The sequence below is a fragment of the Streptomyces sp. NBC_01214 genome (assembly GCF_026340975.1).
Lineage (GTDB): Bacteria > Actinomycetota > Actinomycetes > Streptomycetales > Streptomycetaceae > Streptomyces.
This window is the reverse complement of the sequence record NZ_JAPEOS010000003.1, coordinates 527,301-553,670: the sequence shown is the minus strand read 5'-3', so window position 1 is coordinate 553,670 and position 26,370 is coordinate 527,301. Positions and strand designations below refer to the sequence as shown.

General features: G+C 70.9%; 22 protein-coding genes and 3 pseudogenes. 12 read left to right on the top strand and 13 right to left on the bottom strand.

The features are described 5' to 3' along the window. Nucleotides 1-548: 548 nt before the first annotated feature. The 5 genes and pseudogenes from OG594_RS38720 to OG594_RS38700 all read right to left on the bottom strand — a co-directional run. Entirely contained in the window at nucleotides 549-2,081 is a 1,533-nt protein-coding gene (locus OG594_RS38720; RefSeq protein ID WP_266607085.1) for a YfcC family protein, read from the bottom strand. Then, the gene (gene arcC, locus OG594_RS38715) at nucleotides 2,078-3,031 is read right to left on the bottom strand and encodes a carbamate kinase (protein WP_266607084.1); all 954 of its coding nucleotides are present in this window, start codon (nucleotides 3,029-3,031) and stop codon (nucleotides 2,078-2,080) included. Before arcC ends, OG594_RS38720 begins: the two co-directional genes overlap by 4 nt. Before the next feature lie 33 nt (nucleotides 3,032-3,064). Continuing rightward, nucleotides 3,065-4,066 (bottom strand): ornithine carbamoyltransferase, encoded by a 1,002-nt coding sequence (gene argF / locus OG594_RS38710; protein WP_030817742.1) that lies wholly within the window; start codon nucleotides 4,064-4,066, stop codon nucleotides 3,065-3,067. Between the two features lie 73 nt (nucleotides 4,067-4,139). After that, entirely contained in the window at nucleotides 4,140-5,363 is a 1,224-nt protein-coding gene (locus tag OG594_RS38705) for an arginine deiminase (RefSeq protein WP_266607083.1), read from the bottom strand. 770 nt (nucleotides 5,364-6,133) lie between these two features. Beyond that, nucleotides 6,134-6,289 (bottom strand): annotated as a pseudogene (locus OG594_RS38700) (polyphosphate kinase 2); the annotation flags it as partial. Nucleotides 6,290-6,469: 180 nt separating this feature from the next. On the opposite strand from OG594_RS38700, the gene OG594_RS38695 reads away from it, so the two are divergent. Next, entirely contained in the window at nucleotides 6,470-8,152 is a 1,683-nt protein-coding gene (locus tag OG594_RS38695) for a GAF domain-containing sensor histidine kinase (protein ID WP_266608785.1), read from the top strand. Between the two features lie 16 nt (nucleotides 8,153-8,168). On the opposite strand, the gene OG594_RS38690 is transcribed toward OG594_RS38695, so the two are convergent. Both OG594_RS38690 and OG594_RS38685 read right to left on the bottom strand, forming a co-directional pair. Next, entirely contained in the window at nucleotides 8,169-8,618 is a 450-nt protein-coding gene (locus OG594_RS38690) for a pyridoxamine 5'-phosphate oxidase family protein (protein ID WP_266608783.1), read from the bottom strand. Nucleotides 8,619-8,789: 171 nt separating this feature from the next. Beyond that, a complete protein-coding gene (locus tag OG594_RS38685) occupies nucleotides 8,790-9,086 on the bottom strand; it encodes an STAS domain-containing protein (RefSeq protein WP_266607082.1) in 297 nt (98 codons plus the stop codon). A gap of 290 nt (nucleotides 9,087-9,376) precedes the next feature. Here OG594_RS38685 and OG594_RS38680 point away from each other — a divergent pair. Next, nucleotides 9,377-9,837, top strand: a pseudogene (locus OG594_RS38680) (response regulator transcription factor). Between the two features lie 67 nt (nucleotides 9,838-9,904). On the opposite strand, the gene OG594_RS38675 reads toward OG594_RS38680, so the two are convergent. After that, nucleotides 9,905-10,780 (bottom strand): universal stress protein, encoded by an 876-nt coding sequence (locus tag OG594_RS38675; protein ID WP_266607081.1) that lies wholly within the window; start codon nucleotides 10,778-10,780, stop codon nucleotides 9,905-9,907. 244 nt (nucleotides 10,781-11,024) lie between these two features. Between OG594_RS38675 and OG594_RS38670 the strand changes: the two genes are divergently transcribed. The 3 genes and pseudogenes from OG594_RS38670 to OG594_RS38660 all read left to right on the top strand — a co-directional run. Beyond that, on the top strand, nucleotides 11,025-13,394 hold the full coding sequence (locus OG594_RS38670) for a phosphoketolase (RefSeq protein ID WP_266607080.1): 2,370 nt from the start codon (nucleotides 11,025-11,027) through the stop codon (nucleotides 13,392-13,394). Between the two features lie 55 nt (nucleotides 13,395-13,449). Further along, on the top strand, nucleotides 13,450-13,602 hold the full coding sequence (locus tag OG594_RS38665; RefSeq protein ID WP_266607079.1) for a hypothetical protein: 153 nt from the start codon (nucleotides 13,450-13,452) through the stop codon (nucleotides 13,600-13,602). 212 nt (nucleotides 13,603-13,814) lie between these two features. Further along, nucleotides 13,815-14,556 (top strand): annotated as a pseudogene (locus OG594_RS38660) (IS110 family transposase); the annotation flags it as partial. A gap of 605 nt (nucleotides 14,557-15,161) precedes the next feature. Here the strand turns inward: OG594_RS38660 and OG594_RS38655 are convergent. Continuing rightward, complete coding sequence (locus tag OG594_RS38655) at nucleotides 15,162-16,127, bottom strand: pirin family protein (protein WP_266607078.1); 966 nt, start codon at nucleotides 16,125-16,127, stop codon at nucleotides 15,162-15,164. 105 nt (nucleotides 16,128-16,232) lie between these two features. Between OG594_RS38655 and OG594_RS38650 the strand changes: the two genes are divergently transcribed. The 7 genes from OG594_RS38650 to OG594_RS38620 all read left to right on the top strand — a co-directional run bounded on the left by OG594_RS38650 (nucleotide 16,233) and on the right by OG594_RS38620 (nucleotide 21,367). After that, nucleotides 16,233-16,583: a M48 family metallopeptidase gene (locus OG594_RS38650; RefSeq protein ID WP_266607077.1), complete on the top strand. Its 351-nt coding sequence runs from the start codon at nucleotides 16,233-16,235 to the stop codon at nucleotides 16,581-16,583. A 61-nt stretch (nucleotides 16,584-16,644) separates the two neighbouring features. After that, complete coding sequence (locus OG594_RS38645; protein WP_266607076.1) at nucleotides 16,645-17,847, top strand: methyltransferase; 1,203 nt, start codon at nucleotides 16,645-16,647, stop codon at nucleotides 17,845-17,847. Between the two features lie 28 nt (nucleotides 17,848-17,875). Continuing rightward, nucleotides 17,876-19,021, top strand: a complete 1,146-nt coding sequence (locus OG594_RS38640) for a MerR family transcriptional regulator (protein ID WP_266607075.1) — start codon at nucleotides 17,876-17,878, stop codon at nucleotides 19,019-19,021. Between the two features lie 107 nt (nucleotides 19,022-19,128). After that, a complete protein-coding gene (locus tag OG594_RS38635; RefSeq protein ID WP_266607074.1) occupies nucleotides 19,129-19,761 on the top strand; it encodes a DUF6230 family protein in 633 nt (210 codons plus the stop codon). After that, nucleotides 19,752-20,225 carry a DUF6114 domain-containing protein gene (locus OG594_RS38630; RefSeq protein WP_266607073.1) on the top strand — a complete coding sequence of 158 codons (474 nt, stop codon included), beginning with the start codon at nucleotides 19,752-19,754 and terminating at the stop codon, nucleotides 20,223-20,225. The genes OG594_RS38635 and OG594_RS38630 overlap by 10 nt, the downstream gene beginning before the upstream one ends. Continuing rightward, nucleotides 20,222-20,872, top strand: a complete 651-nt coding sequence (locus OG594_RS38625; RefSeq protein ID WP_266607072.1) for a hypothetical protein — start codon at nucleotides 20,222-20,224, stop codon at nucleotides 20,870-20,872. Before OG594_RS38630 ends, OG594_RS38625 begins: the two co-directional genes overlap by 4 nt. A gap of 276 nt (nucleotides 20,873-21,148) precedes the next feature. Continuing rightward, entirely contained in the window at nucleotides 21,149-21,367 is a 219-nt protein-coding gene (locus OG594_RS38620; protein WP_266608781.1) for a DUF2087 domain-containing protein, read from the top strand. Here the strand turns inward: OG594_RS38620 and OG594_RS38615 are convergent. The 4 genes from OG594_RS38615 to OG594_RS38600 form a co-directional block, all read right to left on the bottom strand. After that, a complete protein-coding gene (locus tag OG594_RS38615) occupies nucleotides 21,340-22,137 on the bottom strand; it encodes a metallophosphoesterase (RefSeq protein WP_266607071.1) in 798 nt (265 codons plus the stop codon). The two genes, OG594_RS38620 and OG594_RS38615, sit on opposite strands and share 28 nt — an antisense overlap. A gap of 127 nt (nucleotides 22,138-22,264) precedes the next feature. After that, nucleotides 22,265-24,046 (bottom strand): hypothetical protein, encoded by a 1,782-nt coding sequence (locus tag OG594_RS38610; RefSeq protein WP_266607070.1) that lies wholly within the window; start codon nucleotides 24,044-24,046, stop codon nucleotides 22,265-22,267. Nucleotides 24,047-24,089: 43 nt separating this feature from the next. Beyond that, complete coding sequence (locus OG594_RS38605) at nucleotides 24,090-24,629, bottom strand: hypothetical protein (RefSeq protein ID WP_266607069.1); 540 nt, start codon at nucleotides 24,627-24,629, stop codon at nucleotides 24,090-24,092. 272 nt (nucleotides 24,630-24,901) lie between these two features. Next, a complete protein-coding gene (locus tag OG594_RS38600) occupies nucleotides 24,902-26,335 on the bottom strand; it encodes an NAD(P)/FAD-dependent oxidoreductase (RefSeq protein ID WP_266607068.1) in 1,434 nt (477 codons plus the stop codon). Nucleotides 26,336-26,370: the final 35 nt, after the last annotated feature.

The window sequence follows — 26,370 nt, the reverse complement described above, 5'->3', positions numbered from 1 at the left end:
GGGTGGAAAAGACGGAAGCCGCCGCGGCGAGGGGCGCGATGGGGCGGTCGATCCGGGTCCACAGGCCGGCCGGGAAGGACCGTTGCGCCAGTCCCCCGCCCGTCCCCACCACCTCAACCAAAGCGTCCGTGCAGGCCTTGCCCGCCCGCCTGCGCCGGCGCAACTCTCAGGCCTACCACCCCCGATGGGGAGCCGCCCGACGCCGCGAGCGCATCCGCATCAGCAGCCGTAGCGAGACGGCCATCCGGTGGGGCGAGCGCCCCACCAGTGGCCCGTCGGCGCTGTCGCACTGCCAGTCCACAGCGAGGACGGGAATCACGCCCGTGCAGTTGCTCCGATGGCCGGCAGTCCGGGCATGAGTCCCCACGTCCTTGAGCGGCCACGGACACCATGCCCCGCCGGAGCTCACGGTCGCGGCTCAGAGGAGCGCCCTGGGCCCTGTTGGCGCCGTCCGGCGGAGCCCACAGGTCCGCCTCGTGCTGGGCACACGACGGTGGCCGGCTGGTCGGTGTCCCGACCAGCCGGCCACTTGCCTGCCCCGCAGCGATTCAGCGCACTGCCGCACCGAGTGCGAGGAATCCGGCGACGGCCACCAGCAGAGCACCCATCAGTGGTGCCATGAAGCGCAGGTACCGGTCGTAGCGGATCTTGGCAAGGGCGAGACCTCCCATGACGACGGCCGAGGTGGGCGTAACGAGGTTCACCCATCCGGAAGCCGACTGGTACGCGGTCACCACCAGGGCCCGGCTCACTCCGGCGAAGTCGGCCAGGGGGGCGAGGATGGGCATGGCGAGCGCCGCGTGGCCGGACGAGGAGGGGACGAAGAAGGCCAGCGGGAGATTCACCAGGAACATCAGTACGGCGAACACACCGGAGGACGTATCGGCCACCGCACTCTGTAGGACGTCGAGGATGGTGTCGGTGACACTGGCGTTGTTCATGATCACCGTGACTCCCCGGGCCAGCATGACGATCAACGCCGCTCCGATGAAGTCCCCTGCGCCGGCGGTGACGGCGTTCACCGTTCCCTTCTCGCCCAGGCCGCCGACCAGCCCCACGGCGACCGCCGCGACGATGAACAGGGCGGCGAGTTCGGGGAAGTACCAGCCGAGGGTGGGCAGGAAGGTGACGTGCAGATCGGACCAGGGGACGACGGCGAAGATCATGAAGAGGAACGTGGCCGCGAAGAGGTACAGGACCGTGCGCTGGCGACTCGTGAGCTTCGCCGCTTCGCCACCCTCGGCCTTGATGCGGAGGTCGTCCTCGGTGAGGGGTGTCAGCGACCGGGAGGGGTCCTCGGTGACGCGGCGGGCATAGCGCACGACGTAAGCGGCTGCCAGGGCCGTCAGGCAGGCCCACATCACCAGTCGCAGGACGATGCCGTCTCCCGTGCCGATGCCGGCGCTGTCGGAAGCCACCCCGGTGGCAAAGGGGTTGACGGTCGAGGCGAGGGTGCCGACCCCGGCTCCCACCATGACGACCGTCGCGGCGACCATGCGGTCGTAGCCCAGGCTCAGCATCAGGGGGATCATCAGCCCGTAGAAGCCGAGGGTTTCCTCGGCCATTCCGTACGTGGTCCCGCCGAGGGAGAACACCGTCAGCAGGACCACCAGCAGCAGGGTCCTGCGGTGGTGCAGACGCTGCGCGAGGCGCGCCACTCCCGTCGTGAGTGCCCCGGTGCGCATCGTGACGGTGATGAACGCGCCCACGGCCAGTATGAAGAGGAACACGCCCGCCGCGCCCGCGAAGGAGCCGGTCCCGCCGGGTGCGGTGAGGCCGGTCCCGGCATCGGTGACGCCGTACAGACCGTTGACCGGGGCGAGGAACAGGTCTTTGAGCCGCTCCCAGAATCCGGTGGTCAGTTCTACGGAGTGGTAGGTGCCCGGGACGGGGCTGCCGTCCTTGATGTCGTAGCGGCCGGCGGGGATGACGAACGTCAGGGCCCAGACTGCGACGGTGACGACGAACAGGACGGTGAAGGCGGACGGGAACCGAAGCCGCCGCCGTGGGGCGTCGGGCGCGCCGGAGTCCGTTCTAGCTCTGGCCGGCTGCGGGGATGCGGGTGCGCTCTGCAGAGTCATGTCAGGTCCTGTGTTCCGTCGTGGCGGGCTTCGCGGTAGCCGCCGCTGGGTGTGACGACGGTGCCGGCGGCTCCGTCGAGGATGGCTCGGACGTCTTCGAGAGCGCCGATGGCCGCCATTCCGCCGGTGAGCTCGACGAACCGGCACACGGCGTCGACCTTGGGTCCCATGGATCCGGCGGGGAACTGCTGGGCTCTCAGGGCCGCGGGCGTGGTCCGTCCGACGGGCTCGGCGCCGGGGGTGCCGTAGCCGAGCGAGACGTGGGGAACGTCCGTGAGCAGCAGGAGCGCGTCGGCGTCGAGCGCCTCGGCCAGGAGGGCGGCGGTGAGGTCCTTGTCCACCACGGCTTCGACGCCGGTCAGCTGCCCCTGTTCGTCACGGATCACCGGCACGCCGCCGCCTCCTGCGCACACAGCCACCGCTCCCGAGTTGAGCAGCAGCCGGATGAGCCGGGTCTCCACGACGCGTTGTGGACGGGGGGACGGTACGACGCGTCGCCAGTGGGCGCCGTCCTGCTTGACCGTCCAGCCGCGTTCGGCGGCCAGTCGCTCCGCTTCGGTCCGGTCGTAGACCGGGCCCACGAATTTGGCCGGGTCGGTGAAGGCGGGGTCGGCCGCGGAGACGAGGGTCTGGTTGAGCAGGGCGCAGACCTGCCGTTCGGGCAGGGCGTTCTGCAGGGACTGGAGCAGCCAGTAGCCGATCATGCCCTGGGTCTCCGCGCCGAGGACGTCGAAGGGGTAGGGGCTGCTCAGGGAGCGGTCGGCGGCGCTCTGGAGAGCGAGCACGCCGACCTGAGGTCCGTTGCCGTGGGTGATGACGAGTTCGTGCTCGTGCGCGAGGGGGGCGAGCGCGGACACGGCAGCGCGGATATTGGCGAGCTGCACAGCGGCGTCCGGCCGCTCCTCGCGGCGGAGCAGGGCGTTGCCGCCCAATGCGACGACTACACGCATGACGTGTTCTCCGGAGGTCGAGGGGATGCCGGTTCAGTCGCCGAGGGTGGCGACGAGGACGGCCTTGATGGTGTGGAGCCGGTTCTCGGCCTGGTCGAACACGATGGAGTGCGAGGACTCGAACACCTCCTCGGTGACCTCCAGTGCGGTCATGCCGGTCCGTGCAGCGATCTTGGCGCCGACGGTGGTGTCGCTGTTGTGGAAGGCCGGAAGGCAGTGCATGAACTTGACCGCCGGGTTGCCCGTCGCCTCCAGGGTCTTCGCTGTCACCTGGTACGGCTTGAGCAGGGCTATGCGCTCGTCCCACATCTCCGGCGGCTCTCCCATGGAGAGCCATACGTCGGTGTAGACGAAGTCGACGCCGGCCACGCCTTCGGTCACGTCCTCGGTCAGGGTGATCCGCGCGCCGCTAACGGCCGCCGCCCGCCGCGCCTGGTCAACGACGTCAGAGGCGTTGTGCAGGGATCGCGGGCCGACCATGCGTACGTCCATGCCGAGCATCGCCGCGACGATCAGCAGGGAATTGCCGACGTTGTTCCTGGCGTCGCCCAGGTAGGCGAAGGACACCTGGTTCAGCGGTTTGTCGGTGTGCTCCCACATGGTGAGTACGTCGGCGAGCGACTGGGTGGGGTGCCACTGGTCCGTCAGGCCGTTCCAGACCGGAACGCCAGCGTGCTGAGCCAGCTCCTCCACCAGGCGCTGGTCGCTGCCCCGGTATTCGATCCCGTCGTAGTAACGGCCGAGGACGCGTGCGGTGTCCTTGATGGACTCCTTGTGCCCGAGCTGGGAGCCGGCCGGGTCGAGGTAGGTCACGTGCGCGCCCTGCTGGTGAGCGGCCACTTCGAAGGCGCATCGGGTCCTCGTCGACGTCTTCTCGAAGATGACGGCGATGTTCTTGCCGCGCAGCCGCTGTTCCTCGCGTCCCTCGCGGCGGGCCGTCTTGATGGAGGCGGAGAGTTCCAGCAGGTGGCGGAACTCCTCGGGAGTGAAATCGAGTTCCTTGACGAACGGGCGCTGGTGCAGGTCGTCGTGCATGGCGGGCTCCTTGATGTGTACGGGGTGTGTGCGGCGGGCGGATGACGGGGACGCGGGGGCGCGGGAGGGGTGGTCAGGCGGCCTCACGCTCGATGGGACAGGTCATGCACCGCGGGCCGCCACGACCCCGGCCGAGTTCGCTGCCTCGAACGGTGATCACCTCGATGCCGCTCTTGCGCAGGTGGGTGTTGGTGGTCACGTTGCGCTCGTAGGCGACGACCACGCCGGGCTCCACGGCCAGCACGTTGCAGCCGTCGTCCCACTGCTCCCGCTCGGCGGACCGCAGGTCCTGGCTCGGGGTGAGGACGTTGATGGACGGCAGACCCAGCGCGTCGGCGATGGCCCGGTCCATGTCCTCGGGGGCGTGGTCGGTGACCCTCAGCCCCTCCCCGCCTGCCCCCGGTTCGATCGTGGAGGAAGGCAGCATGCCGAGGCCGGCGTATCGGGTGAAGGTGTCGCCGCTGACCATCGTCATGACCGTGTCGAGGTGCATGAAGCTGCGGCTCTTCGGCAGGCTGACGGCCACGACCCGCTGAGCGGAACCCGCCGCGAACATGCGCAGGGCGAGATTCTCCACGGCCTGAGGCGTGGTGCGCTCGCTCATGCCGACGAGCACCGCGCCGTTGCCGATGACCAGGACGTCGCCGCCCTCGATGGTGGCGGGATAGGCCGCCTGCCCGTCGGACCACCGGTGGAACTCCCCCTTCGCGAAGAGGGGGTGGTGCTGGTAGAGGGCTTCGAAGTGAACCGTTTCACGGCGGCGTGCCCGCTTGTTCATCGGGTTGACGCTCACACCGTCGTACACCCAGCACGAGGTGTCGCGGGTGAACAGATGGTTGGGCAGCGGCGCGAGGAGGAAGTCGTCGGGCGCCATGGCGTGCAGTCGTACGCTCGGTATCGGGCCCGTGCGCTCGAGCAGTTCCGCCTTGGTGACACCGCCGATGAGGCAGGCGGTCAGGGCGGCCGGCTCCAGGGAGTCGAAGTGCGTGCGGAGCCGGTCGGTGCCGAGGATGCCGAACTCGCGTTCGTCGAAGACCCGGTCCAGCACGAGCTGCCGCGCCTCAATGCCGTCCAACGTCTCGGTGAGCAGGTCGGCGAGGAGGTGCACGCGCACTCCGCGGTCCCGCAGGACATCGGCGAACGCGTCGTGCTCGTCGCGGGCGCGCTTGGCCCACAGCACGTCGTCGAAGAGAAGCTCGTCCTTGTTGGTGGGTGTGAGGCGTGTCATTTCGCGGTCGGGGCGGTGCAGGATGACCTGCCGCAGCCGGCCGGTCTCGGAGTCGACGTGAAACGTCATGGGGTCCCCCGGAGGTGAGACGGAAGGTGCGCTCGACAGGCGCCGTAATGGGATGTGCGCCCGGCCGGGCGCCCTCTGGGGGCGCCTCGGGGAGCACTTGAACTCTGTCACTTGCGCCCCCTCATGCCCGGCGGCAACAGTCCCTGGTGGCGGGCCGGTCGGCACTCTCCGGGAGGTCCCGTTCGGTCGCTGCGCAGGGCCTTTCGGCCCTGCGCAGCGACGGTCGGAACCGAACGCGTCGGGGCGAACCCTCGGTCAGACGTCTGCGTGCGGTGCGACGGCCACGAGCGGCCGGCAGTGGCGCCGTGCGGCGTGCGTAACGGCGCCCAAGAACGCGCCGCCCACCAGTGACCGGCACGTACAGCAGCCGTCCTGCGCGACCGACCCCGCGTCCCGTGAATCGGCGACCAGGTCACGGGCCGGACGCCCGAGGCCGAACCGTGCGGCCTCCTTGGTGGTCAGAGCCTGCCCCGCCGGAGTCGACTCGGCTTCGTGAAAGGGCAGTTCCCCATCGAAAGCACCCACGCCTGCAACTGGTCGACTGCAGGCGCTTCAAGGGTTCCGCGGACCTGCGTCGTCGCAACCGGGAGAAGCCCGGCTTCGAGGCCCGATCCTGAACACCGGCCTGCCGAACCCCTCTACGACGGCACAGACATCGAGAACACGCCGAGGGGCTTCGCCCCCGTCGAAGTCGGCAGCGAGATCCGGTCTTCTTGCAGTTGAGTGACCATCCAGCCGCTTCGTCGTTGGGCCATGCGTGCAGGAGCTGGTACACGCTTGATCGTGCCGCCCTTGCCCGCTGCGTCGCGGCCCTCGAAGACGACCACGAGCCGGGCGCCCTCTGCACGTACCCACTCCTGGAGTTTGATCAGCTCCGTCTGGAGTCGCAGCAGCTCGTCCTCGTAGACCGCCTTCTTCAGACCCATGGCGCATCCTCCCCGCCTTCGTCCGGCGCTTCGGTCACGTCAGTCTCGGCTGGCATCCGCGTGCAACGATGCCCATCGGGCCCGGGCGTGTCGATACGCTGACCGTGGATCGGGCAACCGAGCGAGCCGTCGGAGGGGAAGTACGTGGGTGTGAGGGATCCGTTGACGCAGGTACCGCGGATGCGGCTGGACGAGCTGCTGGACGAGCTCCAGGTGCGCATCGACGAAGTGCGCGGTACGCGGGACCGGGTGCACAGCCTCCTGGAGGCCGTGGTGTCTGTGGGGCGGGAGCTTGATCTCGCCCAGGTGCTGCGGCGGATCGTGGAGGCGGCCGCGCTGCTGGTCGACGCCGAGTACGGCGCGCTGGGAGTGATCGGCCCGGACGGCCGTACGCTTTCGCAGTTCCTGACCGTGGGGCTCACGGATGAGGAGATCGCCGAGATCGGTCCCCTGCCGGCGGGCCACGGCCTGCTGGGGGAGGTCATCCACCACCCGGAGCCACTGCGCCTGACCGATCTCGGCGCGCACTCCTCGTCCTACGGCTTTCCGGCCCATCACCCGCCGATGCGTACGTTCCTGGGCGTGCCGATCCGGGTCCGCGAGGAGGTGTTCGGCAACCTCTACCTGACCGACAAGCGGGGCGGGATCGACTTCGACACCGAGGACGAGACGGTGATCTCCACCCTCTCGGTGGCGGCGGGTGTCGCGATCGACAACGCGCGGCTCTACGAGGGCTCGCAGCGCCAGCAGCGATGGCTCAAGGCCAATGCGGAAATCACCGAAAGCCTGCTGTCCGGCAGTTCGCGCCCGGCGGTGCTGGAGCTCATCGCCCGCCGCGCACAAGAGATCACCGCGGCACGCCTCGCGGACATCGCCATGCCCGTGACCGGTATCGACGGCCTGGTCGTGGAGTTCGCGGCCGACGCGGACGGAGCCGAGAGGCAAGGTCTCGTCGTCCCCTTCGCGGGCACGCTCGCAGGAGCGGCGCACCTGGCCGGCAAACCCGTCACAGCGGTGCAAGCCTGGGCCGACGAGCGCTATCCCGCTGAGTCCCAGGTTCAGGAAGGGTTGGGGCCCGCCGTGGCCGTCCCTTTGGGCACCGCGGGCGGCGAAAGCAGAGGTGTCCTGCTGCTCGCGCGCCCGGCGGGAGAACCGGCTTTCGGCGAGGGCGAGCTGGAGCCGCTCGTCGCCTTCGCAGGTCAGGCCGCACTCGCCCTGGAGCTGGCGGAGCGGCGCCGGGACGCCGAGCAGATAGCCCTGCTGGAGGAGCGCGACCGCATCGCCCGCGACCTGCACGACCTGGCGATCCAGCGGCTCTTCGCCACCGGTATGACCTTGCAGAGCGCTGCCCGGCTGGTCGACCACGACGGGGCCGCCGAACGGGTGGGCCGGGCGGTCGACGACCTGGACGAAACCATCAAGATCATCCGGTCGACGATCTTCGGGCTGCGCACCAAGGACCGCGAGGGCGGCCCTGGCCTGCGGGCACGCGCCGCCCGTGCCGTCGGCGACGCGGCCACCACCCTCGGCCACCCGCCGCGTCTGAGCATGGAAGGCCTGCTCGACACCGACGTACCACCGCAGATCGCCGACCACGTCATGGCTGTGCTGGGCGAGCTGCTCAGCAACGCCGCCCGCCACGCACAGGCGACCCGGGTCGGCGTGACCCTCAAGGCCGGCCAAGGCGAGATCGTGCTGACCGTCTCGGACAACGGGAAGGGCATTCCGGCCCAAGGCCGCAGAAGCGGCCTGATCAACCTCGACGAGCGGGCGCAGAGCCTGGGCGGCTCCTTCACTCACGAAACTCCGGATGACGGGGGTGCAAGGCTCGTCTGGCGGGCTCCCCTCCCCACCGGGGGCTGAGGACCGGGGCACGGCGTCAGCCCCGGGCCGCGGGCACGGGCTGCGTCGGGTCCGCCTCCAGCCGGAACCCGGTGACGAGATCCGGACGGATCCGCAGGGTGCTGGTCATCCGGTGCGCCACCCATGGACGCAGCAAGTGCGCGTACCGGTCCATCTCGTCGGCATCTGCCACCACCCTCGCATAACCGGTGACGACGACGCTCCAACCGAGGTGCGTGACGGAATCGATGACGTCCGCTTCGTAAGCGACCACCACACCGGGAGCGTCGGCGGGTGCCACCAGAGAGGCCAATGCCCCGTCCTCATGTATCCGGACGATGATGGCCTCGTTCTCGACGAGATGGTTCACCGGGCGGACGGCGGGCAGCGCGTGCTGTGTGAAGACGATGCGCCCCAGGGACACCGTCGAGAGCAGCCGCAGGGCCTCGGCCCTGTCCAGCTCCCGCATGTGGCGGCGGGCTGTCATGTCACCGACCTCTCGGGCCCGTAGTGGGTTGCCTTCGTGATCCATGCTGCTTACCTTCGTCCGGCCCCGATGGGCCCTTGCGGCTTCCGCGTCCCAGCCTTCACCGCGATCCACGGGACAACCAGGGCCGAACGGTCCCCGTCCAGGGGCGGGATTCGGACACCCTCTCGATCACGTCACGGCGAGCGGGAGGCCGCGGTCGACACCGAGCACCTGCATGGACTTGACCAGCAGGGGTGGTACGCCGCAGAGCAGGAGCTGCATGCCCGCGCTACGGCAGCGCTGGTGGAGCCGGAGGAAGAGTTCGATGCCTGAGCTGTCGCAGAAGGAGATCCCGGACAAATCCAGGACCATGTTGCGGTGGCCGAATCCGGCGAGTTCGGCGAGGCGTGGCTCCACTCGTCCCGCCGTATGGAAGTCGAGCTCTCCGGCCAGGGCGATCCTCGGGCCGCGGTCGTCGCGTGCCACGGTCCTCAGGTCAATCGAGGCGGCCGTCATGGTGTCCTCCGCGCTGCGTGCGGCTCCGTCGAGTCGCGCCGTTCCCCGTGCCCCGCAGTTCATCGGGTGCTGAGTGCTCTCGGGAAGGCCCGGCGGGCCCTCGGACAGGGCCGAAGGTCCCTCCTCCTCTGCCCCGACCGGCCCTGCCGCGTGCAGCGGCAGGCCGATGAGGGGCGATCTGCCCTGCCCGTTCGGCCCGTACGGAAGGCAGGATGCCGATGTTCGTGCGTTCAGGACGAACCAGGCGAAGGAGTTGCGTCATGATCGGCAGCGGCGCCCACTCCCACGCGACGAGCGCGAGCGGCGCGACCGTTCCCATCAGCATCTTCCTGCTCGACGACCACGAAGTCGTGCGCAGAGGGGTGCACGACCTGTTGGACGCCGAGTCCGACCTGACCGTGGTTGGTGAGGGGCACGGCGGAACAGGCGCTGATCCGCATCCCCGCGCTGCGCCCCTGGGTCGCGATCCTGGACGTACAACTCGCAGGTGCCGGGGCTTCCCGGCTTCACGGACCGGGAGAAGGAGATCCTCCTCATGGTCAGCGAGGGGCTCACCAACCGGGAGATCGGCAAGCGGCTGTTCCTCGCGGAGAAGACCGTCAAGAACATCATCTCGCGGCTCTTCGTCAAGCTCGGTGTGGAGCGGCGCGTCCAGGCCGCAGTGATCGCCAGCCACGCGCTGACCCCGCCCGGTCGGCGCCCGGTCCCGGCCGCGGAGTAGGAACCGCCCACGGGAAGGGCCGGGCACGCCGTACCACGGCGGGCCCGACTTCAACCGTCGATCGGCGTCAGTGGTGCGGGACGACGGCGACGGGGCAGGCGGCGTGGTGGAGCACGGCATGGGCCACCGAACCGATGCGCGTACCCACCGCCGACTCGCGGACCCGTCGGCCGACGACGACCAGCTGGGCGTCCGAAGCCTCGGACAGCAGCACGTGGCCGGCGCTGCCCCGCTCCACGTGCGCGACGACCTCCACCTCGGGAAACCTCAGCCGCCACGGCTCCAGCGCCTGGTCCAGCGCGGCCTTCTCGAACGGCTCCAGCCCGCCGAACTGCTCGGCTACCCACATCGAGCCGGGGCTGTAGCCGTACACCGGGGGCAGGTTCCAGGCCCGGACGGCGCGGAGCGGGACCTTGCGCGCCGCGGCCGCCTCGAATGCGACGCGCAGTACCTCGGCGGACTCCTCCACACCACCCTGCTGTCCCACGACGACCTCGCCCTCCTCCGGCACGGCCAGCGGCCTGCCGTGGGCGGAACGGACGGAGACGACGGGGCACTCTGCGGCGGCGATCACCTGCTGACCGTAGGAGCCGAGCAGGAAGCCGAGCAGGGCTCCGTGCCCGCGGGTGCCGAGGATCAGCATCTCGGCTTCCTTGGCGGTGCGCAGCAGGGCCGGCACGGGCGCGTCGCACAGGACTTCCGCGGTGAGCGCGAGCGACGGGTACCGATGGGTGAGCTCCTGCTCGACCTCCTTCAGGATGTCATCGGCCCTGCGGGACTCGGTTTCGCAGTCCTGGACGATCGGGACGGCGAGCGGCTGCCACAGCCAGGCGTGGACCACGTGCAGGGGCAGGTCACGCCGTACGGCTTCCCGCGCGGCCCAGTCCGCGGCGGCCCGGCTTTCCGGGGATCCGTCCACTCCGACAACGAGGGTGCGCTTCACAGGTCTGTCCTCCGTACTGATGCGAGAGGCATCGGGGTCGGCCGGCGGGGATGGGCGGCGCCGGCCGGGGGAAGGACCGGCGCCACCGGGATTCACCTTGCTCGTGCCGGGCAGGGGCGCAGAAGGGCCAACGGTCCCTTCTCGAGGGCCGGTCCTCCTCTCGCGGCCGTACCCCGGCAGGGTGCAGGGTGTCGGTATCGGCTCAGTCGACGAACGTCCCGGACCCTCAGACGCAGGAGCGGACATGACCGCGTTGAGTGCGCATTCGATCTCGGAACTGGACGCCCACTGGCGCGCCGCCAACTACCTGGCCGTCGGCCAGATCTACCTCATGGACAACCCCCTGCTGACCGAACCGCTGCGGCCGGAGCACATCAAGCCGCGGCTGCTCGGTCACTGGGGCACCTCGCCCGGCCTGAACCTGGTGCACACCCACCTCAACCGCGTCATCGGGGAACGCTCGCTGGAAGCCCTGTGCGTATGGGGCCCGGGCCACGGAGGCCCCGCCGTGCTCGCCAACTCCTGGCTGGAGGGCACGTACAGCGAGACCTACCCGGACGTGAGCCGCGATGCCGACGGCATGGCCAAGCTCTTCCGGCAGTTCTCCTTCCCCGGCGGAGTGCCGAGCCACGTGGCGCCGGAGACCCCCGGTTCCGTGCACGAGGGCGGGGAGCTGGGATACGCCCTCTCCCACGCCTACGGAGCCGCCTTCGACCACCCCGGCCTGCTGGTCGCCTGCGTCATCGGCGACGGCGAGGCCGAGACGGGCCCGCTCGCCGCGTCCTGGCATTCGAACAAGTTCCTCGACCCGGTCCACGACGGGGCGGTCCTGCCGATCCTGCACCTGAACGGCTACAAGATCGCCAACCCGACGGTACTGTCCCGGATCCCCGAGGCCGAGCTCGACGCGCTGCTGCGCGGCTACGGGCACGACCCGCTGTACGTGACCGGCAGCGACCCCGCCCAGGTGCACCACGCCATGGCCCGCGCGCTGGACCACGCCCTCGACCGCATCGCCACGATCCAGCAGGAGGCCCGGACGGCGGGCACCGACCCGGGACGCGACCACGCACGCTGGCCGGTGATCGTCCTGCGCACGCCCAAGGGCTGGACCGGTCCGGTGTCCGTCGACGGCGACCCGGTCGAGGGCACCTGGCGCGCCCACCAGGTCCCGCTCGCCGGAGTGCGCGAGAACCCGGCACACCTGCGGCAGCTGGAGGACTGGCTGCGCTCGTACCGGCCGGAGGAACTCTTCGACGCCGACGGCCACCCAACGCCCCAGGTCCTGGCCTGCGTTCCGGAAGGCGAGCGCCGCCTCGGCGCCGTCCCCTACGCCAACGGGGGCCGGCTGCTGCGGCCCCTGCCGCTGCCCACGCTCGACCAGCACGCCGTCCCCGTCGACAAGCCCGGCCGCACCCTCCACGAACCGACCCGCGTCCTCGGCCGCTTCCTCACGCAGATCATGCACGACACCGCCGAGCGGCGGGACTTCAGGGTCGTCGGACCGGACGAAACCGCCTCCAACCGCCTCGACGACCTGTACGAGGCCACCGGCAAGGCCTGGCAGGGCATCACGGAGGCCACGGACCGCAACCTGTCCCGCGACGGCCGGGTCATGGAGATCCTCTCCGAACACGTCTGCCAGGGCTGGCTGGAGGGCTACCTCCTCACCGGCCGCCACGGCCTCTTCTCCACCTACGAAGCCTTCGCCCACATCGTCGACTCCATGGTCGGCCAGCACATCAAGTGGCTGAAGACCGCACGCGAACTGTCCTGGCGCGCTCCGATCGCCTCCCTCAACTACCTGCTCACCTCACACGTCTGGCGCCAGGACAACAACGGCTTCTCCCACCAGGACCCCGGATTCGTCGACCACGTCCTCAACAAGAGCCCCGAAGTCGTCCGGGTCTACCTGCCGCCGGACGCCAACACCCTCCTCGCAGTGGCCGACCACGCCCTGCGCAGCCGCGACCAGGTCAACGTCATCGTCGCCGGCAAACAGCCCTGCTTCAACTGGCTGTCCATCGACGAGGCCCGCACCCACGTGACGCGCGGCGCAGGCATCTGGGAGTGGGCCGGCACCGACCACGGATCCCGCGAACCGGACGTCGTACTCGCCTGCGCCGGCGACGTACCCACCATGGAGGTGCTCGCCGCAGCGGCCCTGCTCCGCGAGCACCTCCCCGCGCTGGCCGTCCGCGTCGTCAACGTCGTCGACATCGCCCGGCTCATGCCCCACGAGGAACACCCCCACGGCCTGACGAACCCCGAGTACGACGCCCTCTTCACCACCGACAAGCCGGTGATCTTCGCCTACCACGGCTACCCGTGGCTCATCCACCGCCTCGCCTACCGCCGGACCGGCCACCCCCACCTGCACGTCCGCGGCTACAAGGAGTCCGGCACCACGACCACCCCCTTCGACATGGTCGTGCGCAACGACATGGACCGCTACCGGCTCGTCATGGACGTCATCGACCGCGTACCCGGCCTCGCGACCCGCGCCGAAGTGCTGCGCCAGGCCATGGCCGACCAACGCATCCACCATCACGACTGGATCCGCGCACACGGCACCGACCTGCCGCACGTCGCGGACTGGGCCTGGCCGCACTGAACACGCGCGGAGCGGGGGCCGAACTCACCGACCATGGGCCGGTCCGGTCCCCTCCGTGTCCCACAAGGGCGCTGCCGCGCCCGTGGGCACCCTGATCACGTTCGAGGCCGCCGGCAATGCCCTCGCCGTCGGCTTCACCGCCCGCGCGCTCACCGGCGACGGGCGGCCCGTCATCCTCCCCGTTACCTTTTTCGTGGCTCCGCAATAGGGCCTCCGGCCTTCGGGTCCGGCATGGCTTCCCCCCCTTGTTGTCGATGATCCGGGGTGTGGTGTCACCGGGCCCGAAGGCATCGACGGACCGCTGATGAGGGGCTTGAGCACCGGCTTCACCCAGGCCGGAAGAGCTCTCCGTAACGTGGATGTGGCACCTCGGTGCCCAGGCAATGCCGGACGAAGTGTGAGCGGAGGGGCTCGCACGTGATCGACACCGGCGACATCGACGTCTTCCTCGGCCTGGACGTCGGCAAGGGCGAACACCACGCCACCGCCGTCACCCCGGCCGGGAAGAAGGCCTTCGACAAGCGGCTGCCCAACACCGAGCCCAAGCTCCGCGAGCTGTTCGCAAAGCTGCAGGCCAAGCACGGAACGGTGCTGGTCGCGGTCGACCAGCCGGCCTCGATCGGCGCCCTGCCGCTGGCCGTGGCCCGGGACATGGGCTGCCCCGTGGCTTACCTTCCCGGGCTGACGATGCGCCGGATCGCCGACCTCTACCCGGGCGAGGCGAAGACGGATGCGAGGACGCGTTCATCATCGCGGACGCAAGCCGCACGATGCCTCACACGCTGCGGGCGATCGACGGCGAGGACGAGACAATCGCCAAGTTGGAGATGATCGTGGGCTTCGACGACGACCTGGCCGGGGAAGCTACCCGGGTCGCCAACCGGCTCCACGGCCTGCTGACCCAGATCCATCCGTCGCTGGAACGGGTGCTCGGGCCGCGATTGCAGCACCCGGCCGTCCTCACCCTGCTGGAACGGTTCGGTTCACCGGCCCAGATCCGCAAGGTAGGCCGACGGCGACTGGTCACCCTGTTACGGCCGAAGGCCCCCAGGATGGCCGAGCGGCTCGTCGAGGACATCTTCACCGCACTGGACGAGCAGACCGTCGTCGTTCCCGGCACCGAGGCGCCGCTCTGATCGTCCCGAGCCTGGCCGGATCGCTGACAGCCGTCCTTGACCCGCGCAAACTGCTGGCCACGCGGATCGAGGAACTCCTGGAGGCCCGCCCTCTTTCGAATGGGAACGCCGCACCGAGCTCCACGACGCATTCGTCTCCCTCGCCTGCAGCCTCATCTGCTGACGACGCCTCAACAAGCCCAACTCATGATCGTGTTACGAGCCCTTAGGCCTCCCGCGCCCACACAGGCTTCCGCCACCGCCTGGTGGTCGGGACCGGACCAGTGAGGCTGTTGTCACCTATCCACAAGGTCTGCCAGGTGCCCACGCACACACTCCATCGACGGATCACACGCCTTGGCTGCTCCGTTGACCAGGTCGCAGGCGCCAGCGGCCCAATGGCAGCCGCCACTGCCCATTGCGGGCACCGGAAACTCAACACGACCTGCGAGTAGACCTAACTACTCGTCAGTAAAGTCAGCAAAAGGTCAGCATCCGTCCGACCAAAGTTGATTACAGCCTGCAACACCTGAGACTCGACCACCGGCACCAGCGGCTGCCGAACTACGTCCGGGAGCCTCCCCTCCGCAAGTAGAAGCGGAGGGTTGAGTCCGAGCACCGCACCCGATCCGGATACAACTAAAATAGCAGGTCAGCGCACCCTTCCCCTGGGCTTCAGGTGGGCCGGGGGCAGGTCAGGAGCCGGAAGCGGAGGGCCGTCATACCCCTTCACCTCGCCGAATCTCGTCCCATTCATCCAGTCCTCGCGGGCCTGTGCGATATCCTCATGGGAGCGGCCAATCCAGTTCCAAAACATCACGATCTCCTCCTCGAACGGCTCGCCGCCCAGGAGCATCAGGCCCGCGTCCGAGGTTGCCCGCAGGGGGAGTTCGGTGCGGCCGCAGCCGAGGTAGAGCATCGAGCCCGGGAGGACCGGGACGCCGTCGACGTGGGCCTCGCCCGACATCGACAGGACCGCGTACTCGAAGTCCGGGTCGAGGGGGAGGCGGGTTTCCGTGCCCGCCGCGAGGGCGAGGTCCGCGCCCACGATCGGGCTGTACGCCGTGCCCGGCGAGGTGGCCGTGTCCAGGGTGCCCAGAATGACCGTCGCCGTCAGCCCCGGGGCCGTCACGCGCGGGAGGTCGGTGTGGTGCTGGAAGTGCGGTTCCACGTTGCGGTGGGCGTCCGGCAGGGCCACCCACAACTGGGCGCCGTGCAGGAAGCGGGCGTGCGGGCGCGGGCTCTCCTCCGAGTGGCTGATGCCGCGGCCAGAGGTCATCAGGCCCAGCTCCCGGGGCCGGATCGTCTCCAGGCTGCCGACGCTGTCGCGGTGCAGCACCTCGCCCTCGTGCAGCCAGCTCACCGTCTGGAGCCCGGAGTGCGGGTGCGGCGCGACCTGCATGCCGGGCTCGTCGGCGATGTCGTCCGGGCCGTAGTGGTCCACGAAGCACCAGGCGCCGACCATGCGGCGGCCCAGGTTGGGCAGGAGCCGGCGGACCTCGGAAGACTCTCCGAGCTTGACCGTGCGCGGACTGAGGAGCTCGCGCACCGGTTCGGCCACGACGAAGCCGCGGCCGCCGCAGGCGGAGAGCGCGGGCTGGCGATCGAGATTGCTCATGTGGACAACCTAGCCCCGAGACGGTGGCCGCGGAGAGCGGAATGTTCCGCGGCCGGGGCGTGTTGGAGGCAGCGGACGGACCACCTGAACGGCGGAAGGGACGCGATGAACGCGCCGACGACGTACTTCGAGCACGGGACGGCAGCCGAGCGCTGGGCGCGCGCCCAGCTCTTCTTCGACGCGAAGGAGTACGCGACGGCCGCCCGGATCCTGGAGACGCTGGCGGGCGAGGCGCCCGAGCAGCTGGCGCTCCGGCTGCTGCTGGCCCGCGCCTACTACCACTCCGCCCAGCTCTCCCGCGCCGAGCGCGAGCTCCGCGCCGTCCTGGAGCGCTGGCCGGTGGAGGACTACGCACAACTGATGCTCGGTCGCACCCTGGAGCGTCTGGGCCGGGCCACCGAGGCCCGTCCGTACTTGCGGATGGCCGCCGCCATGGCCGGCGAGTTCCCCGAGTAGCGCACCGCCCGGCCCCGCGCATGCGGGGTCGGGCCTTCGGCTCGGATAGCCTGGGCCCCATATGAACCACCTCACCACGCCCTTCGGCTCCTACGAGCTCACCCGCTTCCCCGAGGACCCGCGCGACCGGCTCCGCGCCTGGGACGCGGCCGACGAGTACCTGTTGCGCCACCTCGACTCCGGTACCGGGGAACGCGGGCCGGTGGACCTGGCCGCCGCCGGCCGGATCGTCGTGCTCGGGGACCGCTGGGGGACGCTGACGACTGCGCTCGCCGCGTACCACCCGACGCAGATCACCGACTCGGCCCTCACCCGCGCCGCCACCGCCGCGAACCTGGACCGGGCCGGTATCGGAACGTCCAAGTCGACGGTGACCCTGCTGACGACCCAGGACCCGCCGCCCGAGCGGATCGACGTCCTGCTGGTGCGCGTGCCCAAGAGCCTGGCGCTGCTGGAGGACCAGCTGTACCGGCTGGCCCCGCACGTGCACGCGGGCACCGTCGTCGTCGGCACCGGCATGGTCAAGGAGATCCACACCTCCACCCTGCGCCTCTTCGAGAAGATCCTCGGCCCGACGAAGACCTCGCTCGCGGAGAAGAAGGCACGGCTGATCTTCTGCACGCCCGGCACCCCCGGGGCGACCCGCCCCACGTCCGCCGGGCCCTGGCCGCTGACGTACACGGTGGACGAGGACGCCGGGTCGGCCTCCGGCCTGTCCGTCGTCAACCACGCCGGGATCTTCTGCGCCGACCGGCTCGACATCGGCACCCGCTTCTTCCTGCAGAACCTGCCGACCAACACCGACGGTGCCCGGGTCGTGGACCTGGGCTGCGGGAACGGCGTCGTCGGCACGGCCGTCCAGGTCCACGACCAGGACGCCGAGGTCGTGTTCACCGACGAGTCCTACCAGGCGGTCGCCTCGGCACGGGCGACCTACCGGGCGAACATCCGCGAGGGCCGGCGCACCGCCGAGTTCCACGTCGGCGACGGGGTCGCGATGCTCTCCCCGGGCTCGGTGGACCTGGTGCTGAGCAATCCACCCTTCCACTCCCACCAGGCCACGACGGACGCGACGGCCCTGCGGATGTTCGCGCAGTCGCGCAAGGTGCTGCGGCCGGGCGGCGAGCTGTGGATCGTCGCCAACCGGCACATGGGCTACCACACCCATCTGCGGCGGCTGTTCGGCAACAGCGAAGTCGTCGCGAGCGAGCCGAAGTTCGTCGTCCTGCGGGCGGTCAAGCAGGATCGTCCGCGGCCCATGTGACCTGCCGGTAAGTCCTACACTCTGGCCCGTGAGCAGCCAGGTGGAGGACGGAAGCGGCGGCAGCGGGAGCGGAAGCGGCGGCAGCGGGCGCTACCGCCGCGAGGACGTGGCCCGGGCGGCCGGCGTCAAGGTGCGCAACCTGCGCTACTACCAGGAGCGCGGGCTGCTGCCGCCGCCGCGCCGGGAGGGCCGGATCGCCTGGTACTCCGACGATCACCTGACCCGGCTGCGGCTGATCAGCGACCTGCTGGGGCGCGGCTACACGGTCAACGGCATCGCAGAGCTCCTGCACGCCTGGGAGCAGGGTGGTGGGCTGTCCCAACTGCTGGGCCTCGAACGGGAGATGACCCGGGACTGGGTGCAGGAGGAGCCGGTGACGATGACCCGGCGCGAGTTGCGGGAGCTGTTCGGCCCGACGGCGACCTCCGCGGACACCCGGCGGGCGGCGGAGCTCGGCTACGTGACGGTCGACGGGGACCTGGTCACGTACCCGAGCCGGCGGCTGCTGGAGGCGACGCTCGCGCTGGTGCGGCAGGGGGTGCCGCTCACGGAGGTCCTCGATGCCGGGGAGTTCGTACAGGCGCAGGCCGCGGCGGTCGCCGACCGGTTCGTGGGGCTCTTCCGGCGGTACGTGATCGACGCCGCGGGCGCGGACGGCTCGACGGACCCGAAGGCCGGTGCGGGCCCGAAGGCCGGTGCGGGCCCAGAGGCTTCGGGCGGCCCAGGGAGTTGGGACGGCTCAGGAGGTTCGGGCGACCCAGGAAGTTCGGACGGCCCAAGGAGTTCGGGCGGCCCAGGAGGTTCGGGCGACCCAGGCGCCCCGCAGGGCCCGGATGGCCCGCAGGGCCCGGATGGCCCGCAGGGCCCGGATGGCCCGCAGGGCCCGAAGGCCGGTGCGGGCTCGAAGGCCGGTGCGGGCCCAGAGGCTTCGGGCGGCCCGGACGCCCCGGATAGCCCGGAGGGCCCGGGCGGCCCGGACGGCCCGGACGGCCCGGGCGCCCCGGAGGGCCCGGAGGGGCTGGAGCGGCTTTCGGCCACGCAGCTGCAGCACATCACTGCGGCGGTGACGGCCCTGAGGCCGGTGGCCGGCGAGGTGGTGGCCACGGAGTTCGCGCGGGCGATGGCCCGGCGGGTGGACGCGGAGGTCGCCGAACTGCTGCGTACGGAGCAGTAGGAGTCGGCTCAAAGGGTGCGCTCGCACAACCTTGCCAACCCCCATTGGCACTCTTACATTCAACTCGTCGGTAACAACGGTGCACAGCCGATATAAGGGACGATCTCATGACCGGTTCCCCGCATTTACCCGACCCCTCCGACGATGACTCCGGGCGTGTCCGCTGGCGCCGGTTCGCCGTCCTGACCATCCCCGCCGTGGCCGTGACCGCCGGCCTCGGCATCGCCCTCGCGCAAGGCGTGCTGGCCGCCTCGTTCGCCGTGTCGGGGCAGCAGTTCAAGGTGTCCGCGAGCAGCCTGGAGGGCGAGGGCTTCGCCCAGTACGGCAGCGTGGACGTCAACGCCCGCCAGGAGCTCATCCCGGTGGCCGTCACCGCCATCCGCGAGGCCAAGCTCCACAGCCTCTGCCAGTCCGTGGTCACCTCGCTCCCGGTGATCGGGGACATCTCGCTCAACCTCACCGCCGGACGCAAGGCCCCGGTCGAGGCGAGCAACCTCTTCGTCGACGCGACCCAGCTCGCGGGCGACGCCGTCTTCAGCAACATCGAGATCGGACGCGACGCCTCGACCCTCGACAAGGGTCCGGCCGAGGCCCAGGGGATGCAGGACCTCTTCGCCCAGCAGGCCGACACGGTCAGCATCACCGATCTCCAGCAGACGGCGTGGGCGACGAACGCCGGCACCTTCAAGCTCTCCGGGCTCAGCATGAACGTCAGCAAGGGCAAGAAGGAATGCTTCTGAACCTGCTGCGGCGCTGGCGGCGGTGGCGGCGCAGCAGGCCCTTCTGGGGCGGTCTGTTCGCGATCCTGGCCGGGTCGTGGATCTGCGTCCTGCCGCTGGCACCGCTGAAGATCATGCTCCAGCAGGGGGTGGCGGGAATCCCGTCCGTCCTGATGGGCATCGTGATGATCGTCCTCGGGCTCACCGCCTGGTTCTCTCCCCCTCAGCGTTCCCTCGCGGGTGTCCTCACCACCCTGATCGCCACCGCCGCTCTGGTCCTGTCGAATCTCGGCGGGTTCCTGATCGGCACCCTGCTCGGCATCCTCGGCGGCGGCCTGATGTTCGCCTGGCAGCCGTACGCCGCCCGGCGCACCGGGAAAGCCGGGAAAGCCGGGAAAGCCGAAGAAGCCGGACCCGCGGAGTCCGTCGTGGCCGCACCCCCTCCCCCCACCCCGCACCACGATCCCCAAGGAGCACAGCCATGAGCCGTACGCGCACCGCGCTCGCCCTCGGGACGGCCGTCGCCGGCGCCATCACGCTGGCCTCGGTCACCGCCTCCGCCGCGCCCTTACCGCTGGCCGGGTCGACCACCGTCACCCCGGCCGGGCACGCATTCAAGGCCACTCTCAGCGGGAAGGCCACCCTCAAGGCCGGTTCGGTGACCGTGACCTGTACGGTCTCCGTCGCCACCGGCAGCGTGCCGGGCGCTCCCGGCAACAACAACCCGGCCGGGCCCGTGTCCTCGCCGATCTCGGCGCCCACGTACAGCTCGTGCACCTCCAGCACGTGGGGAGTGACACCCACGGTCACCACCAGCGGTGCCTGGACGGTGTCGATGCAGAACGGATCCCCGATCAGCGCCACCATGGGTCTGCCGGTCGGCGGTCTGGTGGTCCAGACGAGCGGGCTCGCCTCCTGTACGGTCACCGCCGCCCCCACCGCTCCGGCGAACGCCGGCGGCACCTGGGTCAACGGTGCTCCGTCGACGCTGACCTTCACGAACGTCTCGGTACCGGTCACCGTCACCGGTGGGTTCGGCTGCCCGACGAGCGCGACCACGTCCGTCTTCAACGCGGTCTACAAGGTGACCGACACCACCGACCCTGCGCAACAGATCACCGTCGGTCCCTGACCTCCGCCGGTCCCCGGCCACAGGTCCCGAACGAGCCCGCCCGGCCCCGGAGCGTCCGGTGCCGGGCGGATCGCCGTCCTGCGGAAATTGCGTTGCCGCCACCGGCGCGGACGGGCCAAGCTCGCCGGCATGTCCCAGAGCACCGAGCACCAGCCGTCGCAGTCCGCCACCGCCCCCGCCTCCGCTTCCGTCTCCGCCCCCGCTTCCGCTTCCGCTTCCGCCCCGAGCCCGCCACGACGCGACGTCCGCGACCTCTTCTCCGGCGGCCGCCTCACCGTGATCCCGCGCAAGGCCGCCCGGCGCGAGCAGTTGCTCGCCCACCTCACGGAGACCCTCTTCGCGGTGGACCGGGAGTACACGGAGCCCGAGGTGAACGACGCGCTGCGCACCGTGCACGAGGACTGCTCGGCGCTGCGGCGCTATCTGATCACCTCGGGCCGACTCACGCGGACCCGTGACGGACGTACCTACCGGCGGGCGGCCACCACCCGGTAGTGGGTCGTCAGCCGGCCGTCGTCACCGAGCACGTGGAAGGCGAGAGCCGGCGGCTCGTCGAGGTGCACGTGCTCGGAGGACCCGGTCGGCGCCTCCCAGGGCAGCCGGAGCGTGGAGACCACCCCGGGCGCGACCAGTACCGGCCGGCCCGCGAAGGTGGTGGCCGCCGCGGTGTGCGCGTGCCCGCACAGGAAAGCGGTCAGGTGCGGGTGGCGGTCGACGAGGGCGGCGAGCCGCTCCTCCCCGAACTGGCGGATCTCGTCCACGTACGGGGTGTGCAGCGGCACCGGCGGGTGGTGGAAGGCGACGAGGACCGGGATCTCCGGCGGGGTGTCGGTCAGTACGCCGTCCAGCCAGGCCAGGGTGGACTCCTCCAGGAAGCCGTGGTGCTCGCCGGGAACGGACGAGTCGCACACGGCGAGGACGAAGCCCTCGCCGCGCAGCACCTGATCGACGGGCTCGATGGAGAGGGACTCCCCGAAGGACTTCCCGGAGGACTCTCCGGAAGACTCCCCCAGCAGGCCGCGGCGGAAGGCGGCGCGCTCGTCGTGGTTGCCGGGGCAGACCACCAGGGGGTGGCGCGAGCGCAGCAGCTTCGCGGCTTCCTCGTACTCGGCGTCCTCGGCGTGGTCGGCTATGTCCCCGCTCACGAGTACGGCGTCCAAGTCGTACGGAAGGTCGTCGAGATATTCCATGACGGCGCGGGTACGGTCGGCCGCGCGCCGGTCACCGTCGAGATGGACGTCGCTGAGGTGGGCGATCACGATCACGTGCGGTGTCTCCTTCGTCCCTGGTCAAGAGATGTAGTGGACACCATTCAACATGCCGAACCACCGCCCATCCGCTGCGGGTTGCTGCCGGCCTCCGCCCGGCCCGCGACCAGCCCCCTGCCGGCCCTCAGCCGGTGCTGCGCGCCCGTGCGCGGCGCATCAGCACCCACCCGGCGCCCGTGAGTACGACGGCGCTCCCGGCGAGGGAGGCCACCGCCACTCCGGTGGAGGCGAGCGCGCCGCCGTTGGGGGTGGTGTGATCGCCGCCGCCGACCGTGGCACCGGCCGAACCGCCGCCGACGCTCCCGGGGGTGCCGGAAGTGCCGGAAATGCCGGAAGTGCCGGAAGCATCAGAAGTGCTGTCGGAGCCGCCCGCACTACCGGAGCCGCCGTCGGAACCGCCTGCCGTGCTCCCGGCCGAGCCGGCGGAACCGGCCGAGCCGGCGGCGCCCGTCCCGCCAGTGCCCCCGGTCGTGGTGGAGCCGCCGCCGCTGCCGCCCGTCGTGGTGTCCGCGATGGTGACGGTGAGGGTGGCCGCGGCGGTACGGACCACACCGACGTCGTTGCTGAACTCCGCCCGGTAGCGGCGGCCGCTGTCGGAGAGCGCCGCCGTGAACGTGTACGTCGGCGCGGTGGCACCCGCCACGGGCTGCCAGGTCCGGCCCGCGTCCGTACTGACCTGCCAGGTGACGGTGGGCCGCGGGGTCCCCTCGGCCTCCGCCGTGAGCGAGACCTCGGTCCCGGCCGCGACCGACCGGTCCGCCGGGCTCCGGGTGACGCGCGGGGAGGTGGCCCGTTCCAGCCGGATGATCCTGCCGGCGACCGGGTCCGATACGAAGACGGTCGCGCCACCGGGTTCGACGGCGACGGCCGCACTGCCCAACTGCACGTGGATTCCGGGGAGCACGACCGGCTTCACGACCTCCTGGAGGTCACGGGTGCGGTGGACGGTGAGGGTTCCGTCGTTGTCGCTGCCCGGCTGCGAGGTGTCCCCCGCGTCCTGCCACACGACGAACGCCTCGTGCGTGGTGGCGTCGAAACCCGCCGCGCGGGGCATGTCGCTGCCCGAGCCGCGCAGGGTGCCCAGCCGCTTGCCCGTCGCGTCGTGGACGACGACGGAGGAGTTGAGCCCGACCCACACCGCGCCGGTCTCGGGATCCACCTCCGTGAACCCGCCGAACCCCTCGCCGGCCGGGAGTTCTACGGTCGCGGCGACCTGGAAGGTGGCCGCGTCGATCCGGTACATCCGGCGGTTGCCGATGTCCGTGAACCACACCGTGCCGCGTGCCGGGTCGACCGCGAACCCGTCCCCGCCCGCCAGCGTGACGGAGCGCTTCACGGCGGCGGTCGCGATGTCGACCTCCGAGAGTACGGGGCCCTGCGCGACCAGCACCGTCGCGGGGGTGAGCCCGGCGGTGGCGTGGGTGACGGCCGCACCCGGCACCCACGCGCCCGCCGCGGCGGCGTCGCCGTCCTTCGCGGTACCGATGCCGCGCAGCGGATAGGAGAAGACCGCTCCGTCACCGGGCAGCGGCGCGAGCAGCTGCCGCACCGCCCGCCGGCCGAGCGTGCCGGTGGGCCCGGGGGCCTGGCCGACGGTGCTGCGCACCTTGCCGTCGGCGGGGTCCAGGACGTGCAGCCCGCTCTCGTTGACGTCGGCGGTTTCGGGCAGGTCGTCCGAACCGACGTACAGCTTCTTCGAGTCCGGGTGCAGCAGCAGGTCACGGGGTTTGCCCGCCGTGGCGAACCGCGCCACCGACCGGTACGCGACGGTGCCCTGCGGTACGTCGGCCCCCTCACTCCCGGCTGCCGATACGGGGCTTCCGGTGGCGGCCGAGGCCAGTACGAGTGCGAGCGCGGCGGATGCGGCGCCCGCACGACCGGGGGTGAGGGGGTGTCGGGGTGTCATGGCTTCCTCGTCGACGGGTCGGGCAATCGGTCCCGAAGCGGGATCAGTTGAAGGTGACCGGGACGTGGACGTCGTACTTGCGGTTCGAGGACTTGAAGTGGTCGGCGCGCGTAACGATGGCGCACTCGACCGTCTCGCCGCAGATCTGGCCGCCGCCGAGGTCGGCCTTGACGTGGATGGTGACGCTGAAGGTGCCGCCCGTGCCGAACTTCGAGGTGTTGGCCAGGGTCCCGCCGAAGATGTTGTTGACCCAGTGCGAGGCCCCGGTGGTGCCCGACTGGTCCGAACCGCCCAGGCAGGGGGTGGGCTTGCTCGCACCCGGCGCCCCGCTCACCGCACAGAGGCTCACGTAAATACCCCGGGACGTGTTGTAGCCGCTGCCGGTGACCGTGACGTTCTGACCGGCAGCCGCGGCGGTGGAGGGCGCGGTGAGGCTGAGGTTGTAGGTGGTCCCGCCGTCGGTAACCGTACGCGTCGACGTGGCGGCCGAGGCGGAGCCGGCCGCGCCGACGGCGAGCGCGACGGCGGCGGAGGCGGCGACGGCCGCGCGGGCGGCGGTACGGGACAGGGAGGCAGCACGCATCACTGGAACACCTTTCAGGCACGGGAGGTCACGAAGACTGAGGTAAGGCTAACCTAATATCGATCAAGGTTGTACGCCTGCTTCACGCCATCTCCTGCTCCATGACGTCCAGTCAACTTCGTTCCCAGGAAGGCCGATCCGAGGGTCTGGAGACGACGCTGAAGGGCGGGCGGAAGGAACGGTGAAGGGACGAGGGGCAACGCAGCACGGCCCGGCTGCGCCGTGCGGCGGCGCAGCCGGGCCGTGTCCAGGACGCCCTCTCGGGCCGGTCCTCACCCCCGGTAGGTCTCCAGCAGTCGCAGCCAGACCTCGCTGATGGTCGGGAACGACGGCACCGCGTGCCACAGGCGCTGGATCGGGACCTCCCCCGCGACCGCGATGGTGGCCGCGTGGATCAGCTCCGCGGCGCCGGGGCCGACGAAGGTCACCCCGAGGAGGACCTCGCGGTCGAGGTCGACGATCATTCGGGCCCGGCCCTTGTAGCCGTCGGCGTACAGACCTGCACCGGAGACCTTGGACATGTCGTAGTCGACCGCCCGCACCCGGTGCCCGGCCCGTTCGGCCTCGGCCAGGGTCAGGCCCACGGCGGCGGCTTCCGGGTCGGTGAAGACCGCCTGCGGCAGGGCGCGGGTGTCGGCGGTCGGCGTGTGCGCACCCCAGGGGGCGGTGTCCAGCGGGGTGCCGGCCGCACGGGCGGCGATCACGGCGCCCGTGATCCGTGCCTGGTACTTGCCCTGGTGGGTGAGGAGCACGCGGTGGTTGACGTCGCCGACGGCGTACAGCCAGTCGTGCCCGGGCACCCGGCAGGTGTCGTCCACGTCGATCCACCGGCCGGCGGGCAGGCCCACGGTGTCCAGCCCGATGTCCTCGGTCCGCGGCGCGCGGCCCGTCGCCATCAGCAGCTCGTCGCCCTCCAGCGTCTCGCCGCCCTCCAGGACCACGCTGACGGGTCCCGTCGAGCCGTCCCGCACCACCGCCTCGACGGACACCCCCGTACGGACCACGGCCCCGGCCTCGCGCAATGCGTCGGCGACCAGTTCCCCCGCGAAGGGCTCCATCCGCGGCAGCAGCCCGTCGCCGCGCGCGAGGACGGTGACCTGCGAACCGAGGGCCTGCCAGGCGGTGGCCATCTCGACGGCCACCACCGAGCCGCCCACGATCAGCAGCCGGCCGGGGGCCGCCTGCGCGGAGGTCGCCTCGCGACTGGTCCACGGGCGGGCCCCGGCGATCCCCGGGAGGTCCGGGATCATGGCCCGGGTGCCGGTGGCGACGACGACCGCGTGCCGGGCCGACAGGATGTGGTGCTCGCCCTCGGGGCTCGTGACGGCGACCTTGCGGACCCCGTAGAGCCGGCCGTGGCCCCGGTACACGTGCGCGCCGGTCGAGTCGATCCAGTCGATCTGGCCCTGGTCCTTCCAGTCGCCGGTCCAGTAGTTGCGGTGCGCGAGCACCGCCGCCGTGTCCAGGGGACCCTGGACGGCACCGGCCAGGCCCGGCACCCGGCGCGCATCGGCCCGGGCCAGCGCCGGGCGCAGCAGCGCCTTGCTGGGGACGCAGGCCCAGTACGAGCACTCGCCGCCCACCAGTTCGCTCTCGACGAGCGCCGTGCTCAGCCCGGCGGCACGGGTCCGGTCGACGATGTTCTCACCGGCCGGTCCTCCGCCGAGGACCACCACGTCGTACTCCACCGCTTCCGACACAGACACCTTCCAAGGGTTCCAGAGGGTCCACCAGGACCCAT

Bases quoted from the DNA above. Each gene is read 5' to 3' on its own strand.
- OG594_RS38720 (WP_266607085.1), bottom strand. From the start codon at position 2,081: ATGACTCTGCAGAGCGCACCCGCATCCCCGCAGCCGGCCAGAGCTAGA.
- arcC (WP_266607084.1), bottom strand. From the start codon at position 3,031: ATGCGTGTAGTCGTCGCATTGGGCGGCAACGCCCTGCTCCGCCGCGAG.
- argF (WP_030817742.1), bottom strand. From the start codon at position 4,066: ATGCACGACGACCTGCACCAGCGCCCGTTCGTCAAGGAACTCGATTTC.
- OG594_RS38705 (WP_266607083.1), bottom strand. From the start codon at position 5,363: ATGACGTTTCACGTCGACTCCGAGACCGGCCGGCTGCGGCAGGTCATC.
- OG594_RS38695 (WP_266608785.1), top strand. From the start codon at position 6,470: ATGCGGCTGGACGAGCTGCTGGACGAGCTCCAGGTGCGCATCGACGAA.
- OG594_RS38690 (WP_266608783.1), bottom strand. From the start codon at position 8,618: ATGACAGCCCGCCGCCACATGCGGGAGCTGGACAGGGCCGAGGCCCTG.
- OG594_RS38670 (WP_266607080.1), top strand. From the start codon at position 11,025: ATGACCGCGTTGAGTGCGCATTCGATCTCGGAACTGGACGCCCACTGG.
- OG594_RS38655 (WP_266607078.1), bottom strand. From the start codon at position 16,127: ATGAGCAATCTCGATCGCCAGCCCGCGCTCTCCGCCTGCGGCGGCCGC.
- OG594_RS38650 (WP_266607077.1), top strand. From the start codon at position 16,233: ATGAACGCGCCGACGACGTACTTCGAGCACGGGACGGCAGCCGAGCGC.
- OG594_RS38645 (WP_266607076.1), top strand. From the start codon at position 16,645: ATGAACCACCTCACCACGCCCTTCGGCTCCTACGAGCTCACCCGCTTC.
- OG594_RS38635 (WP_266607074.1), top strand. From the start codon at position 19,129: ATGACCGGTTCCCCGCATTTACCCGACCCCTCCGACGATGACTCCGGG.
- OG594_RS38630 (WP_266607073.1), top strand. From the start codon at position 19,752: ATGCTTCTGAACCTGCTGCGGCGCTGGCGGCGGTGGCGGCGCAGCAGG.
- OG594_RS38625 (WP_266607072.1), top strand. From the start codon at position 20,222: ATGAGCCGTACGCGCACCGCGCTCGCCCTCGGGACGGCCGTCGCCGGC.
- OG594_RS38610 (WP_266607070.1), bottom strand. From the start codon at position 24,046: ATGACACCCCGACACCCCCTCACCCCCGGTCGTGCGGGCGCCGCATCC.
- OG594_RS38605 (WP_266607069.1), bottom strand. From the start codon at position 24,629: ATGCGTGCTGCCTCCCTGTCCCGTACCGCCGCCCGCGCGGCCGTCGCC.